We start from the raw sequence: 17,475 nt of genomic DNA on the forward strand, positions 1-17,475 counted from the left end.
CCGCCCCTTCGGCGCCCTTCTCCCGACGGGAGAAGGACAAAGCAGATCAGCGCTTGCGCTGATGCATCGCCGCTTCGTCGTCCAGCCAGTTGCTGCCCTTGTTGGTCAGGAAGAACATGTAGACCACCAACGACACCGCGATCACTGCCGTGGCGTAGATCACGAACTCGCTGACATGGCCGGTCTTCAACGAGGCCTGGTACAGCAGCGGCGCGGTGCCGCCAAAGGCGGAGTTCGCCAGCGCATAGCCCAGGCCCACGCCCAGCGCACGCACATGGGTGGGGAACAGTTCCGCCTTCACCACCGCATTGATCGAGGTGTAGCCGGTCAGGATCACAAAGCCCACGGTGAGGATCGCGAACGCGGTCAGCCAGTCGGTCTGCTTGGGCAGCTCCATCACCAGGAACCAGGTGTAGAGCACCCCACCGATGCCGAAGAACACCAGCAGGCTCTTGCGCCCCACGATATCTGACAACCAGCCGCCAACCGGCTGCATCAGCATCAGCACCGTCAGCGCGACCAGGTTGATGATGGTGCCGGCCATCACGTCGCCACCAGCGAACGCGGTCTGGATCATCTTCGGCCCGGTGACCGAATAGGTGTAGAACGCGATCGTGCCGCCGGCGGTGATCAGGAAGCACAGCAGCAGCGGGCGCCACTGGTTGACGAACAGCTCGCGCATCGAGCCCGACGCCTTGGCCTTGCCGGTGCGCGAATCGGCGATGGATTCGGAGCTCAGCGACTCGTCCATGGTCTGGCGCAGCCAGAACACCACCAACGCACCGATGCCGCCCAGGCCGAATGCCACGCGCCAGCCCCACTCGGACACCTGCGGCGCATCGAAGAAATGCAGCATCACCAGCAAGGTGGTCTGCGCCAGCACGTGCCCGCCAACCAGCGTGACGTAATGGAACGAGGACAAGAACCCGCGCCGGCCGGGAATCGCCGCCTCGGACATGTAGGTGGCGCTGGTGCCGTACTCGCCGCCGGTGGCAAAGCCCTGCAGCAGGCGCGCCAGCAACAGGATGATCGGCGCGGCGATGCCGATCGTGGCCACCGTCGGCGTCACCGCGATGACGAACGAGCACAGCGCCATCATCGACACCGAGATGGTCAACGCCAAGCGGCGGCCGTAGCGGTCGGCGAAGCGGCCGAAGTACCACGCTCCGATCGGGCGCATCAAAAAGGTCATCGCAAAGATCGCCCACACGAACATGGTGGCGTTCTTGTCTTCCTTGGAGAAGAACTGCGATTCGAAGTAGGTGGCAAACACCGAGTAGACGTAGACGTCGTACCACTCGACCAGATTGCCGGCCGATCCCTTGAGCGTGTTGGACACCGAACGGCGAAGGCTACCGGGGGCTGCGCCAGAACCGGCGGCGATCGGAGACGTTGGGGGTGCGCTCATGCAGTCAGAACCTTGTGGGTGGGACACCCCGGAAGTATAGGTGCGTGCTTGTGTGACGCATGTAAGCATTTCGGCGCATATACAGGCCCGGCAACGGCCGGCAGCGGCGCGCGCTTCAGCCCGCTTCCGACGGTCGTCGGTGTGGTGCTTGCGGCCGCGGGCAACAGCGCAACTGCTGGTTTCTGCCAATGACGCCCGGCACTCGCTACGGCAGCACCTGCCTGAGCGTCTCGATGAATGCATGCAGCCCGGGGGAATCTGTCGATGCCCCTTGGTCATACAGCACCAGTCCCGGCACCGCCGGGCACCACGGCTCGCGCACGCGCGTTGGCCACCTGGATGCGTCAACATTGCCGGCATCACTGGCCGCAAGGACGCTTCGGGCGCCGCCGCATGAGCAAGCACCACACCGACATCAGCAAGTTCCTCAGTTTCGTGCTGCGCCACGAACCGCAGGCGATCGGACTCACGCTCGACTCGGAGGGCTGGGCCGAACTGGACGCGTTGATTGCCGGCGCCGGGGCCCACGGCACCGCGCTCGATCTGGAGCTGATCCAGGCGGTGGTCGCCGGCAGCGACAAGAAACGCTTTGCGCTGTCTGCTGATGGGCAACGGATCCGCGCAGTGCAGGGGCATTCCACCCCAACCGTGGCCTTGCAGCTCGAAACCAGGGTGCCGCCCGAGGTGCTGTATCACGGCACCGCCACGCGCTTTCTCGAAGCGATCATGGCCGAGGGCTTGCGCCCCGGCCAGCGCCACCATGTGCATCTGTCCGACAACCCGCAGACCGCCGCATCGGTGGGGCAGCGCTACGGCGAGCCGGTGGTGTTGCAGGTCGACGCCGGGCGCATGCATCGCGACGGCCTGCCGTTCTTCCAGGCCGACAACGGCGTCTGGCTCACCGCGCAGGTTCCGGCAGCGTTCCTGACCCGCCCGCGCTGAGCTGACGCACAGCAGGCCTGCCACCGGCTGCCTGCCACCGGCATCGGTGCGCGGTGCCGGCCAGCACCTGGGCCGGCATGGACACGCGCAGACGCCGGACGCATCCCCCCTTCACGGCCCCCATGCCGCCCGCCTTGCCAGAATGCCGGCCGCTTGGGGCTGTCGATGGCAGGGGAACCGGAGTTGGATGCATGACATGGATCATCGTGGCCACGGTCGTCACCACGCTGGTGGTGGGGCTGCTGCTGCTCAACTTCGCCACGCCCGAGAAAAAGCTCGAGCACATCCCCAGCCATTGCTACGACGTCGCCGACCCGCAGTTCAAACGCGAGATGTCGGTGTTGCTGGGTCCGGCGATCCTGCCCGGCAACAAGATCCAGGTGCTGCACAACGGCAGCGAGATCTTTCCGGCGATGCTGGCCGCCATCCGCAGCGCGCAGCGCACCATCACCTTCGAAACCTATATCTACTGGTCGGGCGAGATCGGCCGCGAGTTCAGCCAGGCGCTGTCCGAGCGCGCGCGTGCCGGGGTCAAGGTGCGCGTCACCATCGACTGGGGCGGCAGCCTGAAGATGGATGCCTCGCTGGTGCAGGACATGACCGACGCCGGGGTGGAGGTGCATCGCTACCGCCCGCTGACCTGGTACAACCTGCACCGCGTCAATAACCGCACCCATCGCAAGCTGCTGGTGATCGATGGCCGCATCGGCTTCACCGGCGGCGTTGGCGTGGCCGACCAGTGGATGGGCGACGCGCAGGACCCGGAGCACTGGCGCGACTCGCATTACCGCATCGAAGGCCCGGTGGTGGCGCAGGTGCAGGCCGCCTTCAACGACAACTGGATCAAGAGCACCGGCCGCGTGCTCAACGGCGCCGAGTACTACCCCGAGCTGGCACCGGCCGGCGACAGCGACGCGCAGCTGTTCGTGGCTTCGCCCGCCGGCGGCAGCGAGAGCATGCACCTGATGTATCTCATCGCCATCGCCGCGGCGCGCAGCTCCATCGACCTGGCCGCCGCCTACTTCGTGCCGGATGCGCTGATCACCCGCTCGCTGCTGGAAGCGCGTGCGCGCGGCGTGCGCATCCGCGTGCTGCTGCCGGGCAAGCATATCGATGCGGTCTCGGTGCGGCTGGCCTCCAAGGCCAGCTGGGAACCGCTGCTGCAGGCCGGCATCGCCATCCACGAATTCCTGCCCACCATGCTGCACACCAAGCTGCTGATCATCGACGGCCTGCTGGTCTCGGTGGGCTCGACCAACTTCGACATCCGCTCGTTCCGCCTCAACGACGAGGCCAGCCTGAATGTCTACGACCGTGACCTGGCCGCGCAGATGACCGAGGTGTTCGAGCGCGACCTGCAACGGGCCGAGCTGTACACGCTGGAGCGCTGGCGCAAGCGGCCGCTGCGGCAAAAGCTGGGCGAGAAGCTGGTGGTCCCGTTCCGCTCGCAGGTGTAGGCAAAGGCCTTCCCCCACCTGGCAGTGAGCGCACCCGCGCTCAGCGCTGCACAGCCTGCAGCCGCAGCTGGCGCAGCCGCCACCACAGCCCGCCAACGTGCACCAGCGAGTACAGCACCAGCGCTGCGGCAATGCCCAGCGTCAACGGGCTGGCCTGCGAGCCGGCCGCCGCCGCGCCCGCGCTGAAGGCGCCATCGGCCCAGCGCCAGGCCAGGCGCCCGAGCAGCACCAGCGTCAGGCCGCCGCCGATCCACGGATTGGGCGTATACCAGCCGCGCCCTTCCACCCATTCGGCATGCGTGTAGCGCAGCGACAGCGCGCCCAGCCCGATGCCGACCAGCGTTCCGGCGGCGATCCCCAGCCGAACCTGCGGCAAGCCATACACCGCAAACGCCAGCGCTGCCGCCGCAATGACCAGCACCACGGTACGCAGCGCCGTGCTCACCGGCTTCCACGGCTGGCGGCCGAAGCTGCGCCGGATGCGCCGGTAGTAGAGCAAGGCGATGGCCGCCATCGACAGATACGGCGTCAGCGGTGCGATGGCAGCAGCGGGCATGGCGATTCCTTTGCGGGGTGAGGTGACCGACGCAGAATGAAACCGGCCCCCATAACGAACAAGGTGCCAAGTGTCACTTTCTGCGCACACAGGCGGCTTGCCCGGGTGGCCGCCGCCGCGCGCGGCAATCGCGACAGGCAACCGACCTTCGCGCAGGACCGGCCTGCCGGCTACTGCCGGTGAACGCCCCAGCCGCGCGCCAGCCATTGCCACACGCGAAGCGGAGCCGCACGGGTAGACTTGCCGGCAGAGTTCCCCCACCGCAGTGCCATGTCCGCCATCAAGCAAGAAGCCCGCACGCTGATCGACACGCTGCCCGAGACGGCAGGATGGGACGACGTGGTTCGCGTCGTGGACACCGCCAGCTTCGAGGCCGCCGTGCTGGACGGCATGGCCGCAGCGGATCAGGGCGCCTTTGCCGCGCCGGCACAGGTGAGCGCACTGTTCGCCAGATGGGGCGTTGATGTTGCGGCGTGACTGGACTGTCCCGGCCGCCAGGCAACTCGCACACGCCCAGGATCACTACCACGCGCTCAACCCGACCGCCGCCGCCGCGATGGCGCGGCAGGTGCTGGAAGCCACCCGCACCCTGGCCGAGCAACCCGGCCGCGGCCGCGCCGGCCGCGTCGCCGGCACCCGCGAATGGGTGGTCAAGCAAACGCCCTACGTGCTGGTCTACCGCGTGCGCGACGACGCGCTGCAGCTGCTGCACGTCCGCCTGCAGACGCAGGACTGGCTGCCGCGCACCGAGCCGCTGATCGAACGCATCGAACCCTGGATCGCCGCGCTGATCAGCGCCCTGCTGCACGTGCTGATGCTGCTGATCCTGCTGTCGGCCTCCACGCCCACCATGACCCCGCCGCAGGGCTCGGCCAGCGGCGGCCGCACCAAGGTGGATTTTGTCGGCGACACCTCCACGCCCGAACAACCCACGCCCTCGCCGACACCGACTCCGCCGTCGCAAACGCCCGCGCCCGTGCAACCGCCGCCGGCCGCCTCGCCGGTGCAGTCCACCCTGGTCAAGACTGCCAAGAACCCGATCCCGCCGGCAGGCAACACCCGCCGCGGCGGCCTGGTCGAGCAGCGCCAGACGCAACCGGTGCAGCGCCCCACCCCGCCGCAACCGCCGGCAGAACCCTCGTCGCCGCCGCAGCGCCGCCCCGAAACCTGGACCGGCCGCCCACCGGGCATGCTCGAAGAAGAAGCTGATGCCGCCGAAGACGGCATGTCCAACACGCCCACCATCAGCGAAGGCCGCCGCCGCGATCGCAACAACGCCCAACCCAGCATGGATGTGGGCGGCTACCAGGTCTATTACGAAGTGCGCAGCGAAACCCAGCTGCGCAATTGGCGCGACCAGGGCATGAAGGAAGTGGCCATCATCCTGCCCGGCACCCAGTACCGCATGGTCTGCCCGCTGGAAGTCGCGCTCAAGCGCGGCTCCAGCAAATGCCGCCTGCTGCCGCCGGACTCGCCGGAGCTCAAAGACATCGGCGATGCCCGCGAGGTCATCAACATGATGGAGGTCTACAAGCAAGGCGAGCCGGTATGGCGCGGGCCCGGACCGTATCGGTGAGTAGTGGGGCCAGGTTGGCCCCGGATTTCACTTCTTGCTGGTGCGGGGATGACTGCTTCGATACCGGGTGACGTTGTGTGAGTGCTTGCACTTTCCTGAAGTGCAAGCAACCTGATTCCTGCGCGAGGGCGGCATGCCTTCTTTCACCGTCCGCAATATCCCCGACGACGTGCATCGCGCGATCCGCGCGAGGGCTGCACTGCACGGCCGCAGCACCGAGGCGAACAAGCCGAAGCTACCTTCGGCGCGTTCACCGATTACCCGGCGGTTGCAGACATCAGCGCCCCTGGTCTTTGCCCAACTTGGTACCCAGGGCTCCCTTCAACGGCGCCGGATTGCTGGTCACCAGGCAGTTGTAGGTCTTGTCGCTGTTGAGAACCAGCACGGACGACTGCGGCCCCTTGAAGTCCAGCCCGACCGAGAACAGCACATAGGTGTTAGGCAGCGCGCTCGGCCGAAATGCACCGAAGGCATACTCCCCGGACAAGCCCAACGGTGACAGCGGTATCGTCACCGTCATCGGCTGCGTGCCCCCCGGGGATGGCAGCGACGAGGACGCAGACATCATCTTGGACTGCACGTCGATGGAGTACTTGGTGGTGACCGCCGAGCCCAGGTACTTGGAACCCGGTGCGGAAACCTGCTTGCGACAGGCCGCGATGTCGTCGGGTTTCTGATCCTGCTGGCCCGTCTGCAGCGTGGCAAAGACATGGCTCAACGTGACCGTATCCGCCCCGGTCACCGGTGCGGCAACGGCAGCGTCCATGCACAACGCGGCCACGACGAGTGAGAGGCCGCAGGCCGCAAGCGCACCGCGATAGCTGGTTTTACGTTTCATTTCGATCGTTCCCTGGTGTGTGATGCAAGGTGTCCGCAGCGACTGCCGCTTGCGCCTTGAATGGACATTCGCAACGGCACCTGTGCATAACGCCAAGCGGCAGATGATCGATTGCGTACGATGACGACATGCGTGTGTGTGGCAGCACCACACCTACGCCACCCAGCTGGCCACGCCGCTGGTGGGTTCATCGTTGAAGACCAAGACCTCGCAAACCCGGCAAATCGTCTCAACGACGTCGTTGCGTGATGCAGTTTGAAATTCGGTGCAAACACCGTGTCTGTTTCTCGAATCAGACATCAGTCGAGACCGCACGCAACGCATCGACCACAAGACCAAACATAATCGGCCGCAGCAAGTGCGCCTCACCGGGAACAAGCGAAATCTAAAGCCGACATCAGATTGGCTGTCTGTCAGACATTTACCGGGTTGAAACTGACGCTGGCTTTCGCTTTGGTTACTTGGGGCTGGCCCAGCTTCACGTTACCGCTTGCGATGCCGGCCGGTGTCTGTGTCGCGTCCGGTTGATGATGTGAGCGCTGGAGCGGGCAGATCGGATACGGTGACCAGACCTCGCGTTGGTGGCGCACGGCCGGCCGGGAACTGGCTACAGTCTGCACAGGGCCGTGTGCGCCCGCTCCATCCACCTGCGTTCCCAAGGATCTGCATGTCTCTGCATCGTCTTGCCCCCCGCCTGGGTCTGGCCGTTGGCCTGTTGTGCGCCTGCTGCGCGCACGCCGCCGCACCGGCAGCGGCCCATCGCCTGCTGCGCGTCACGCTGGACGGGGCGAGCGACCAGCCCGTGTCCGGGCGCCTGCTGGTCTTCGCCACGCTGGCCAAGGACGCCCAGGCCGCGGCCAAGGATGGCAAGGACGGCAAAGCCGGCAAGGTGGAGGAGGTGAGCGTGAACCCGTTCCGCCCGACCGCGGTGGCGGTGGCGGCGCAGGAGGTGACCGCGCTTGCCCCCGGTGCCAGCGTCGAGATCGACCTGGACAACATCGCCTTCCCCAGCGGTTTTTCCGCGTTGCCGGCCGGCGAGTACCTGTTCCAGGCCGTGCTGGATCCGGACCACAGTTACAGCTATGCCGGCCGCGATGGCGGCGACCTGTTGAGCGAGGTCACCGCGGTGACGCAGGGCAAGGGCAAGCCGTTGCCCACACTGAAACTCAGCAAGCAGGTGCCCGCGTCGGACGACCCGTGGCAGGTGTCGCCGCGGGCGCCGCAGGCGATCCGCGACGCTATCCCGGAGGCCAGGCTGCATAGCGCGGACGCCTCGCTGGTCAGCCCGTCGCTGAGCGCGTTCTGGGGCCGGCCGGTGTCGCTGCGCGCCCGCGTGCTCACCCCGCCCGGCTACGACGCCAAGGCCGCCACCCGCTATCCGACCGTGTATGTCACCCACGGCTTCGGCGGCAACTACAACCGCTTTGCCGGCAGCATCGCCGCCACCTGGAGCGCGATGGCGGCCAAGCAGATGCCGCCGATGATCTGGGTGTTCCTGGACCAGTCCACGCCCACCGGCACCCACGAGTTCGCCGACTCGGTCAACAACGGCCCCTGGGGCACCGCGCTGACCGAAGAGCTGATCCCCGCGCTCGAACGGCAGTACAAGATGGACGGCAACGCCAAGGGCCGGTTCCTCAACGGGCATTCTTCCGGCGGCTGGGCCACGCTGTGGCTGCAGACGCGCTACCCCAAGCTGTTCGGCGGCACCTGGTCCACCTCGCCCGATTCGAGCGACTTCCACGACTTCACCGGGCCGGATCTGTACGCGCCCAATGCCAACGTCTACCGGCGCCCGGACGGCAGCCAGTTCCCGCTGATCCGCGACCAGGGCAAGGTGGTGGCCGACCTGGAAACCTTCGCCAAGCTCGAACGCGTGTTAGGCCCGTATGGCGGGCAGATGGCCTCGTTCGACTGGGTGTTCTCGCCGCGCGGGCCCGACGGCCGCCCGGTGCCGATGTTCGACCGCGACACCGGCAAGGTGGACCCGGCCGTGGTGGCCTACTGGCACACGCACTACGACATCGCCGCGCGCGTGGCCGCGCAGTGGCCCACGCTCAAGCCGGATCTGGACGGCAAGATTCACCTGATCGTCGGCACCGCCGACACGTTCTACCTGGATGGGGCGGCGCGCAAGTTCCAGGCGGTGCTGGACGGCCTGGGCGCCAGGAGCGACTTCCGCTACCTGGAAGGCCGCACCCACTTCGACCTGTACAAGGAGGGCGAGGACAGCAACGCCTTGATGAAGAAGATTGCCTGGGAGATGTACGCCGTGGCGCGGCCCAAACAGTAAGCGCGCCGGCGCTGCCGATCGGCGTGCCGGCCACCGGCACGCCAGGGCGCAGCATCACCGGCCCCGCTGCTCAGGCCGAGCGCTTGGGCAATTCCCACTCCAGCTGCTGCCTGAGCACCAGCAGCAGCACTTTCAGGCTGCCGCTGCGGACCAGCGCTGCCGGCGTCTGCCCGTCCAGCGCGTTCATGGGCTTGCGGAACCAGCCGATCAGCGCCTCGTTGTTGCCGGCGTTCAAGGCCCAGGCGTGGCAGACGATCTCGCCCAGGTTCTCGATGCCGGTGCTGCCCAGCAGCTTGAGGTGCTCCGGCGTGAAGGCGAACAGCGACAGCACCAGCTCGGCGTCGGCGGCCTTGCCGTGGTCGACCGCCATCTGCTGGCTGTGCGCAGTGTTGTAGGCCGCCCCATGCGCGCGGAAGTCTTCGGCACGCCGCATGCCGGTGAGCAGTGATGCAATGAGGTCGGCGCGTTCCATAAAGCAGTCCAACGGTGTGATAGCGCGCACGCTATCCGCGTCGCCGCCGCCGCTCAATCAGGAGTCTCCTGACAGCGGCGATGGGCGTCAGCGGCCGTTGCATTACGCGCCGGCGGGGTTGGCGGGCCGGCGGCGGCTTCGGTGGCCGAGTCCCGCTTGCGCGCCCGCCTGGAAGGGGCGCCAACCATTGGCGGCGCTTAACGCGGGGCTTGCTAGCATCCGGGCGCGTCACTGGCAGCAGCCCGCCTGCAGGGCTGCCGTATTGGAGTGTCATCTCATGAGGAGTTGTCAGATGCCCTGGAAATCCGCTCTCGCCGTACTTGCCCTGTCCACCGCCGCGCTGCCGGCCTTGGCCCAGTCCGACCGCCAGGTGGTCGAGGACATGCTCACCCGCTCGGCCAATGTCTGCCCCGGCCACAGCACCGACCGCACCGGCCCCACCGTCAAGGCCGTGCCCGTCGGCGCGCTGCGGGTGATGCTGGAACGCGGCCTGGTCATGTGCCCGGACCGCCGCCTGGATGCCGCCGCGCCGGCGGTGTTCTACGGCCGCCTGGGCGTGTTCGCCTGGAACCCGGAAGTGCCCGCCGGCAAGACGGTGATCGTCAAGCAGATCGACACCATGACCCGCAACGAGGAATACCCCGCCGAGACGCTGGTGTGGGATGCCAAGGGCACCGCGCTCAAGCAGCAGACCGTGCCGATGTTCGAGCCCAAGCCGGGTGCGGCGGTGTTGTACAAGGTGCGTTGAGCGCAGGCACACGCCACCGATGCGCGACCCATTGCAACCACACACCCTGCGCCCGCGCGATCGCGCAAGGCGACGCAGGCGCAGGGTGTGGCTAGGCATCGGTATTGTCCTGCTGCTGGTCGCACTGGGCGGCTACCGCTGCACGGCAAGCCCGGCCGAGCAACGGCAGCAGACGTACTGGCGCGACAAAGCCGAGCGGGAACTGACACCAGGCATGTCGCAAACGCAGGTACTGGCCTGGGCGGAGCGCAATGCGCTGCGTACCGCCATGGGCATGGGCCCCACGCTCATGGCCGCCCCCGTGCGAACGCGGTGGCCGCATTTTCCCTGCGCAACCACGTTCACCATGATTTCGCTGACGTTCGATGCGCAGGGAATGCTGGTTTCCTTCCGAGTCGGTCGAGGGGGCACCTGTCTGTAGAGCGGCAGTTGCCGCCTGGTCCACGACGCGCGCTGCATTGGCTGGTTGCGCTGCGTGTCAGGCCTCAGCGAGCGTCGATTCCGACGCCGGCACCCGCCGGGGCTGCGGACAGCCGCACGTGCCGGCGCGCGGCGTTGGCGATGGCGCTCCCCACCACGTGGATCAGCAACGGCACCGCCCAACTGGCCCATAGCAGCGCCGCGATCGTATCGGGCGATGGCGCCACCCCGGCCCCGACCGCTGCGTAGAGCAACACACGGAACACGACCGGCGCCAAGGTCACCAGATACGCCCGCACCATCCAGCGTCGGTGCCGACCAACCCGCCCGCAACGGATGGCCACCAGGCCCACGGACGCCACCACCAGCCACGCCGCTTCCGTCGCTGCGAAGGCCACGCGGATCGCCATCGGCGCAGGCGAGGTGGCGATCAACCCGGTGGCGCCAAGCATCGCCACCAACATGCCAACGAAATACGCACGCCCAACCCAGCGGTGCACCCATGCATGCCTGCGCCAGCCTTGCGTGGCGAACTGCAGCGTGCCCAGGGCGATGCCGACGGCGCCGCCACCCAGATGGCACCACAGCCAGCCGCGCCGGGTCAGGAACATGGCGTATGCCGGCGACTCCAGCGCGGCGTACTTCAGGTACACATGGCGGACAAACTCGGCCGCGAACACGGCCAGCGCAAGCCACAACAACGCCCACGCCACACGGGCAAACGGCCTGCTACCCGCTACCTCGACACCTTCGCGCATCGGATCGACCCGCATGCCCCGCTCCTTCGGCCAGCCTGCTCTCGGCAGCGGAACGCTAGCATGGACATGCAGCAGGAGCGTGGGCGCGATCGTAGGTGCGGCGCGGAGGGAAGACTTACGCCTGGCGCTGCATTGCGTGCGATGCCGGATCAACACCGTCGCCACCGAGCCGCTGCTCGTAAATCTCATCGACTACACCGCGTACCGCGCGGGCGGCATTGAAGATGCTCTCGCCCAGAACCGACAGACTGGTGGCATCCAGCGGCTTGCCGCTGCACACCGCCACCATGTCGCTCTGCGCAGTGATCGTGCGCAGCAGCGTATGGAACTGGTCGATCTGCTGCAGGGTGACGCCGAAGGTGAAGGGCTCTGCGTGCGCTTCTATCTTGGCCGCTGGCCGCACGCGCTGCCGAGTATTGGTCGTAAGGGCTTTCGAAGTGGTCATGGCGTCCGTCCTCGACGTGAGCGGACGTATGTCCGCAAAGCCACCGTAGCGCGCTTTTTCGGATATCTGAAAACCAGATATTTCGCCTGATTTTTTTAGCGAAGCATAGCTTTGCGTCTCAAGCCGATTTTGTCGGTTCGATCGTCGCGGTGAAGCGCCGAAGCTCACCAGTGATCGGGTCATCGAATGCCAACGTGTGCGCGAACAACTGCAGCGGCCGCTCCGGATCATCGGGCCGCTGATCTTCCAGCTCTGGATAGAAGCGGTCATGCAGGATCGGCGCACCCAGCGCAGCCATGTGCACGCGCAACTGGTGCTTGCGCCCGGTGACCGGTTCCAATCGATACGTCCACGTGTCTGCGCCGCGCGCGACCACATCGATCACCGTCTCACTGTTCGGCTCGCCCATGCCCTCGCGCATGCGGAAGAACGGCTCGCCCGGCTCCAGCCGGCTGCGATGGACATACGGAAACCTCAGCCCCGGCAGCGGTGGCGCGACTGCCAGGTAGTGTTTGCGGATACGTCGCTCGCGGAACAGCGCCTGGTAGATCCCGCGTGTGGCCGGGTTGGCAGAGAACAACACCAATCCGGCAGTGTCACGATCGATGCGGTGCAGTGGCACCAACGCGGGATTATCGAAATGCCGCACCAGCCGCGTGAGCAACGTCTCGCGCACATACACGCCTGCGGGCACCACCGGCAGAAAGTGCGGCTTGCACGCCACCACCACGTGCGCGTCGGCATGCACCACGGCTTCAGCCGCCGCGATGACGGGCTCATCTGCCACTTCGCGGAAGTAATAGATCTCCGCACCCAATCGATACGGCGCCGACACATCCAGCACCTGCGCATTCGCGTCCAGCACACGCCCACGCGCGAAGCGGTCACGCCACGTGGCCGCATCCACACTCGGGAAACATGCGCATAGCGCCTCCAATACCGTGGCCCAGCTTCCCATTGGTAGCTGGAACTGGCTGGCGGCCATGCCACCGAGGATCGGGCGTGTTGAAACCATGGCGACAGCGATGCGCGCTCAAACAGATGGGGTTGGATCGTACCGCGCGCGCGCTTGACTGTTGCACAATCTGCGCAGCGACATGCGCACCTCATCGGCGAAGAATGACTTTCGGGCGATACGCGCGCAGCCCCATTAGGTAATGCTGCGGCTCTTTGCCGAGAGATGGAACTCGATGCGTCGTCCTACGATCTACGCGGCCGTTGCCTGCCTTGCTGCATTCCTTGCACCGGTTGCCGCCGCGGCGCAGACGCCACCGCCATCATTCACCGCATGTGCCGACGCTGCGGCACACACACCATTGGTCGGTAGCGAATGCCTGATCACCGACGTGCCGCTGCGTCATGAAGCCGCGGATGCTGGCACGATCGAGCTATTCGTTCGACGTTTTCCTACGCCGGACCAGAGCAAGCGACGCGGCGAAGTCTGGCTGATTGCGGGCGGGCCGGGCGAAGCCGGCGCATCGCTGTACCCGATGATCAGCACTTACCGGCGCGCCTTTCCCGGCTATGACCTGATCATTCCGGACCATCGCGGCACTGGGCGCTCGGCCCGCCTGTGCCCCGCGCAGGAAGCGCCGCAAAGCGCAGACGGCGTGGGCCTGGCCGGCGCCGAATGGGGCCCGTGCATCGGCGCGCTGTATGCAGATGCGCAAAGAACCAAGGCCTTCACCATCACCGAAGCGGCGCAAGATCTTGCACTGCTGATCCGCCAGCAACGACGCAAGGGCAAGGTGCTGCTATACGGCGTGTCCTATGGCACGCAGCTGGCACTACGCACCCTGCAAGTGGCGCCCGTGCCATTGGATGGGCTGGTGCTGGATGGCCTGGTGCCACCGGAAACTGCCGCGCCATGGGACTTGAGCCACCGCACCGCGGTGGTCGATGCGGTAGGCCGCGCGCTGTTGGACGACGCACACATCGCCACCTATCGCAGCGTGCTCGATCGCAGCGATAGCGCCGCATGGCGCACGCAAATCCCCGGCAAAGACCTCAAGCGCTTTCTCGGCATGCTGCTCAACTTCCCCACGCTGCGCGACCGGATCCCCGCGATCATCGACGGCCTTGCCCGTGACGACGCCACGTTGCTCACTGCCACTATCACCGATCTGCAGACATCACTTGCAGCCATGGGCCAAGGCGGCGACAACCAGCCCGCATTGCCGCTGGTCATGCTGATTGCCGCGTCCGAAAACAATGCGCGGCCAACCCTCACCCGCGAAACGGTCGCGACCGAAGCCAAGGACGCCCTGTTCGTCAGCCCCATCCCCGGCCTGCTGGTGGACGCCGGCCTGCCCACCTACCCGCGCGACGCCTGGTTCGGCCGCAGCCCCGCCACCCTGCCACGCACGCTGGTCATTCACGGCACGCTAGATCCCAACACCCCGTACGCCGGCGCGCAGGCGCATGCCGCACTGCTGAAAACGGCAGGCCCGATGACCTTCAGCACCGTTGAGCGTGGCGCGCATCTGCTCGCGTTTGCAGCCCCTGCGTGTTTTGCGAGTGCGGTTGCGGATTTTGTGGGGCGCCGGAAAGTCGCTGAGCGCTGTCGTGAGCCTGGGGAATGATGATGGGCTATAGAACTGCCATCTTATTGCTCAGTATTTAAAGCGCTCCTCGTCTGCGGCCTACGAAGATGCGCTGATAGCGACACAAGCAAACTCAAGCATTGGCACAACGGCGAGCTCTACCGCAACGGAGCACTTAATGCAGCGCAGTTAATGGGAGATAGATCGCAACGCCGGTTGGTTTGCTGACAAACCTTGTTCCAGCGGTTATGTTCGAACCTGGAACGGGGGTTCTTGCATGGGACGCAGAAAGAAGCAGAGCGGGTTCGAAGCGTTGGCCGCATTGCCGTGGCCGGTTGGCTTCGTGATGGGAATCGCTGCATATCTGGTGGTGCGCTATGGCATCGCCTGGTGGTTCTCTCACCAGAGCGGAATGCTGTCGCAGGGCTTCGCCCAGCAATCGAGTGGAATGTTCGCGCCATTGGCGTGGACGCTGCTCGGCGTCTGCTGGCTTGCCGCGCTGTTCTCCTACCTGGGCACACGCAGCCGGCGGCGCTTTCTGGAAACACGCACAAGCCTGGAGAGCCTGGCCGCCGGCGGCTGGCGCCAGTTCGAACTATTGGTGGGCGAAGCATTTCGCCGCCAGGGCTACAGCGTCGAAGAAACCGGCCTGGGCGGCGCCGACGGCGGCATCGACCTGATCCTGCGCAAGGACGGCCGCCGCACGCTGGTGCAATGCAAACAGTGGAAGCGCCAGCAGGTCGGCGTCAGCGTCGTGCGAGAGATGTACGGCCTGCTAGCCCATCACCAAGCCCACGCAGTAAAGATCGTCTGCATCGGCACCTACACAAATGACGCAGAGCATTTCGCCCAAGGCAAGCCTATTGAACTGATCGGCGGCGAACAGCTGCTGGACATGATTCAAGCGGCTCAACGACAGCCGCCTACCCAACCGATGCAACCAGCAGCGCGCGTCGAGCCTGTATTTGCTTCGGCTGAGTCTAATGCTTCTGCAAACATCACCTCTCCAAGCTGTCCGCGATGCGGCAATGTGCTTGTGCGAAGAAGGAATCGGGGCACTGGCCAAGAGTTCCTAGGCTGCAGCCAATTCCCCGCGTGCAGGGAGACTGTGTAAATGGACCCTGTCCTGCTTGTTCTTGAAATGATCCCTGAAATAAGAATAGGTTTTGAAAATCATGTCATTTAAAAAAATTGCTCTTTTTAATAATAAGGGTGGCGTCGGGAAAACAACAATAACGGTTAATCTCGCCACTGCCATCGCAAAGGCCGGCGCGAAGGTCCTCATGGTTGATGCTGATCCGCAGTGCAATCTCTCGGCTTTTTGCTTGGAAGAAAATGAGCTCGATAATTATCTCCGCAAAAGTGAAGAAGACAAAGGATCAACGACAATTTGGGATGGGATTAAGCCTATTGTGCTTGGTCGAGGCGATATTGCAGAAATAGACGTACTAGAAATATATAAGAACGTCTTACTTCTCGCCGGAGATGTTTTGATATCGCAATATGAGGAAGAGCTTCCGGCTGCGTGGACGGATTCTTTTGCACGAAAGAGTCGCGGATATGATGTGATGGGTGCATTATCAAGACTGGTCAACAAAGTTGCTACTGATTATGGCGCTGATTATGTACTCTTTGATGTAGGCCCGAACGTTGGGCCTTTAAATAGGGCGATACTTCTAGATTCTGATTATTTTCTGGCCCCGGTGGGATCTGATCTTTTTTCACTTCGAGCATTGGGCGCAGTTGGAAAATCACTTCACAGGTGGATTTCAGATTGGAACACCGTCAAATCACTAGCGTCCGACTCATCTAAAGCAACTTTATTGCAGGGACGACCGAAGTTCTTGGGCTATGTGGCTTCCGCGTACAAAGTGAAAACGGGAGGAAAAAGTGCAAAGCCCCATGAACACTGGGAATCAAAAATTGGGCCCCGCGTAAAGCAACGCGTCGTAGATGTTCTAGCTAATTTAGGAGCTGATTTCCATATAAATCCCCCTTACAAACTTGGCGAAATCAAACACTTTCAGTCCCTTGCCGCTGACGCACAAAAATTGAAGCTTCCCTTCAGCGAATTAAAAGGCAAAGTTAATCCAGGACATAATTCTCAGATTTTAAAGGCTGGCCAAGTCTTTGATAAAATTGCCCATGAAGTCATGACTCGAACAGGAGGCGAAAAATGATTTCAAAAGCACACAAATCGGCATTAAAAGTATTCAGTGAGCAAGAACATCGGATCAAACTATTCGCCAGCACTGTTCTTCAATTTTTCGTCTCCCACCCGAGTTTGTCGACAGACGTTCACTCAGTTAAGCTAAGAATCAAGAATAAAGATAACCTTCTCGGAAAATTAAAAAGAAAAAAGGAGTTAGGGGTTGCAGTTTCAGAGAAAAACATATTTAAAGTTATTACCGACCTTGCCGGAGTACGTGTTTTTCACATCCACGCAGCCCAATTCAAACCGATCCATGATGCGATTATGACGCAAGTCAAGTCGGGCGACTGGGTGTTGGGAGAAGACCCAAAAGTTTTCAGTTGGGACCCGGAGGCTGACGAATTTTTCAGAGGATTGGGTTTCGATCCGGAAATTAGACCTACCTTTTATACATCTGTCCACTATCTAGTTCGCCCTAGTGCTGAATCCGATCTTTGTTGCGAGATTCAAGTCCGAACCCTTTTTGAAGAAATCTGGGGGGAAGTGGACCACTCCATGAATTACCCACGACCCGTGCAAAGTATTGCTTGCAGAGAGCAATTACGTGCTTTATCAAAACTCGTTGGAACGGGTGGTCGCTTAGTTGATTCCATCATTCGATCGCGAGCGGAAGCTGACACTTTAAATGCCAGTTTGAGCGCTGTATCTGGAGCTTCATCGATATCCACTAATCGTCGCAAGTCTTTATCTTCCGTACCAAAATAGGGATATAAATAAGCTGGGACATAATTCTTAAAAATTTTCTCCGTTCGATATCTTTGAGATCTTGACCTCCCATACATCCCCCACCCGCCATCCTCGCTCCAG

The 17,475-nt window shown here is 63.8% G+C and carries 17 protein-coding genes and 2 pseudogenes; 12 read left to right on the top strand and 7 right to left on the bottom strand.

From position 1 onward, the window contains the following. Positions 1 to 46: 46 nt before the first annotated feature. Positions 47 to 1,408 carry an MFS transporter gene (locus ABQ039_RS19715; protein ID WP_024939637.1) on the bottom strand — a complete coding sequence of 454 codons (1,362 nt, stop codon included), beginning with the start codon at positions 1,406 to 1,408 and terminating at the stop codon, positions 47 to 49. Positions 1,409 to 1,801: 393 nt separating this feature from the next. Between ABQ039_RS19715 and ABQ039_RS19720 the strand changes: the two genes are divergently transcribed. Both ABQ039_RS19720 and ABQ039_RS19725 read left to right on the top strand, forming a co-directional pair. Beyond that, the gene (locus ABQ039_RS19720) at positions 1,802 to 2,350 is read left to right on the top strand and encodes an RNA 2'-phosphotransferase (RefSeq protein ID WP_349778313.1); all 549 of its coding nucleotides are present in this window, start codon (positions 1,802 to 1,804) and stop codon (positions 2,348 to 2,350) included. A gap of 191 nt (positions 2,351 to 2,541) precedes the next feature. Then, on the top strand, positions 2,542 to 3,807 hold the full coding sequence (locus ABQ039_RS19725; protein ID WP_024939635.1) for a phosphatidylserine/phosphatidylglycerophosphate/cardiolipin synthase family protein: 1,266 nt from the start codon (positions 2,542 to 2,544) through the stop codon (positions 3,805 to 3,807). Positions 3,808 to 3,847: 40 nt separating this feature from the next. On the opposite strand, the gene ABQ039_RS19730 is transcribed toward ABQ039_RS19725, so the two are convergent. After that, positions 3,848 to 4,363, bottom strand: a complete 516-nt coding sequence (locus tag ABQ039_RS19730; protein WP_349778312.1) for a hypothetical protein — start codon at positions 4,361 to 4,363, stop codon at positions 3,848 to 3,850. A gap of 270 nt (positions 4,364 to 4,633) precedes the next feature. Between ABQ039_RS19730 and ABQ039_RS19735 the strand changes: the two genes are divergently transcribed. The 3 genes and pseudogenes from ABQ039_RS19735 to ABQ039_RS19745 all read left to right on the top strand — a co-directional run. Then, a complete protein-coding gene (locus ABQ039_RS19735) occupies positions 4,634 to 4,840 on the top strand; it encodes a hypothetical protein (protein WP_024939633.1) in 207 nt (68 codons plus the stop codon). Continuing rightward, complete coding sequence (locus ABQ039_RS19740; RefSeq protein ID WP_126961659.1) at positions 4,827 to 5,939, top strand: type II toxin-antitoxin system RelE/ParE family toxin; 1,113 nt, start codon at positions 4,827 to 4,829, stop codon at positions 5,937 to 5,939. The genes ABQ039_RS19735 and ABQ039_RS19740 overlap by 14 nt, the downstream gene beginning before the upstream one ends. A 133-nt stretch (positions 5,940 to 6,072) precedes the next feature. After that, positions 6,073 to 6,123: pseudogene (locus tag ABQ039_RS19745) on the top strand (plasmid stabilization protein); the annotation flags it as partial. Positions 6,124 to 6,216: 93 nt separating this feature from the next. Here ABQ039_RS19745 and ABQ039_RS19750 read toward each other — a convergent pair. Beyond that, the gene (locus ABQ039_RS19750) at positions 6,217 to 6,777 is read right to left on the bottom strand and encodes a hypothetical protein (protein WP_349778311.1); all 561 of its coding nucleotides are present in this window, start codon (positions 6,775 to 6,777) and stop codon (positions 6,217 to 6,219) included. 667 nt (positions 6,778 to 7,444) lie between these two features. On the opposite strand from ABQ039_RS19750, the gene ABQ039_RS19755 reads away from it, so the two are divergent. Further along, complete coding sequence (locus tag ABQ039_RS19755; RefSeq protein WP_349778310.1) at positions 7,445 to 9,070, top strand: alpha/beta hydrolase-fold protein; 1,626 nt, start codon at positions 7,445 to 7,447, stop codon at positions 9,068 to 9,070. A gap of 70 nt (positions 9,071 to 9,140) precedes the next feature. Here the strand turns inward: ABQ039_RS19755 and ABQ039_RS19760 are convergent, their stop codons facing one another. Then, entirely contained in the window at positions 9,141 to 9,542 is a 402-nt protein-coding gene (locus ABQ039_RS19760) for a DUF2384 domain-containing protein (protein ID WP_046345159.1), read from the bottom strand. Positions 9,543 to 9,834: 292 nt separating this feature from the next. Between ABQ039_RS19760 and ABQ039_RS19765 the strand changes: the two genes are divergently transcribed. Together ABQ039_RS19765 and ABQ039_RS19770 are read left to right on the top strand one after the other, a co-directional pair. Further along, the gene (locus ABQ039_RS19765) at positions 9,835 to 10,290 is read left to right on the top strand and encodes a hypothetical protein (protein ID WP_054591707.1); all 456 of its coding nucleotides are present in this window, start codon (positions 9,835 to 9,837) and stop codon (positions 10,288 to 10,290) included. 19 nt (positions 10,291 to 10,309) lie between these two features. After that, positions 10,310 to 10,711, top strand: coding sequence for a hypothetical protein (locus ABQ039_RS19770; RefSeq protein WP_349778309.1), 402 nt, complete (start codon positions 10,310 to 10,312; stop codon positions 10,709 to 10,711). A gap of 57 nt (positions 10,712 to 10,768) precedes the next feature. Here the strand turns inward: ABQ039_RS19770 and ABQ039_RS19775 are convergent. The 3 genes and pseudogenes from ABQ039_RS19775 to ABQ039_RS19785 form a co-directional block, all read right to left on the bottom strand. Beyond that, positions 10,769 to 11,468: pseudogene (locus tag ABQ039_RS19775) on the bottom strand (DUF2306 domain-containing protein). A 115-nt stretch (positions 11,469 to 11,583) separates the two neighbouring features. Next, on the bottom strand, positions 11,584 to 11,913 hold the full coding sequence (locus tag ABQ039_RS19780; protein ID WP_349778308.1) for a hypothetical protein: 330 nt from the start codon (positions 11,911 to 11,913) through the stop codon (positions 11,584 to 11,586). A gap of 118 nt (positions 11,914 to 12,031) precedes the next feature. After that, positions 12,032 to 12,928 carry a pseudouridine synthase gene (locus ABQ039_RS19785; protein ID WP_349778307.1) on the bottom strand — a complete coding sequence of 299 codons (897 nt, stop codon included), beginning with the start codon at positions 12,926 to 12,928 and terminating at the stop codon, positions 12,032 to 12,034. A gap of 175 nt (positions 12,929 to 13,103) precedes the next feature. Between ABQ039_RS19785 and ABQ039_RS19790 the strand changes: the two genes are divergently transcribed. From ABQ039_RS19790 to ABQ039_RS19805, 4 genes are all read left to right on the top strand, one after another. Further along, positions 13,104 to 14,495: an alpha/beta hydrolase gene (locus ABQ039_RS19790; RefSeq protein WP_349778306.1), complete on the top strand. Its 1,392-nt coding sequence runs from the start codon at positions 13,104 to 13,106 to the stop codon at positions 14,493 to 14,495. Positions 14,496 to 14,733: 238 nt separating this feature from the next. Beyond that, positions 14,734 to 15,570, top strand: a complete 837-nt coding sequence (locus ABQ039_RS19795) for a restriction endonuclease (RefSeq protein WP_349778305.1) — start codon at positions 14,734 to 14,736, stop codon at positions 15,568 to 15,570. A gap of 61 nt (positions 15,571 to 15,631) precedes the next feature. Further along, positions 15,632 to 16,636 carry a ParA family protein gene (locus ABQ039_RS19800; protein WP_184432790.1) on the top strand — a complete coding sequence of 335 codons (1,005 nt, stop codon included), beginning with the start codon at positions 15,632 to 15,634 and terminating at the stop codon, positions 16,634 to 16,636. After that, positions 16,633 to 17,373, top strand: a complete 741-nt coding sequence (locus ABQ039_RS19805) for a RelA/SpoT domain-containing protein (RefSeq protein ID WP_184432787.1) — start codon at positions 16,633 to 16,635, stop codon at positions 17,371 to 17,373. The genes ABQ039_RS19800 and ABQ039_RS19805 overlap by 4 nt, the downstream gene beginning before the upstream one ends. Positions 17,374 to 17,475: the final 102 nt, after the last annotated feature.

It is taken from the genome of Xanthomonas sp. WHRI 6108 (genome assembly GCF_040202385.2).
Classification (GTDB): Bacteria; Pseudomonadota; Gammaproteobacteria; order Xanthomonadales; family Xanthomonadaceae; genus Xanthomonas; species Xanthomonas arboricola.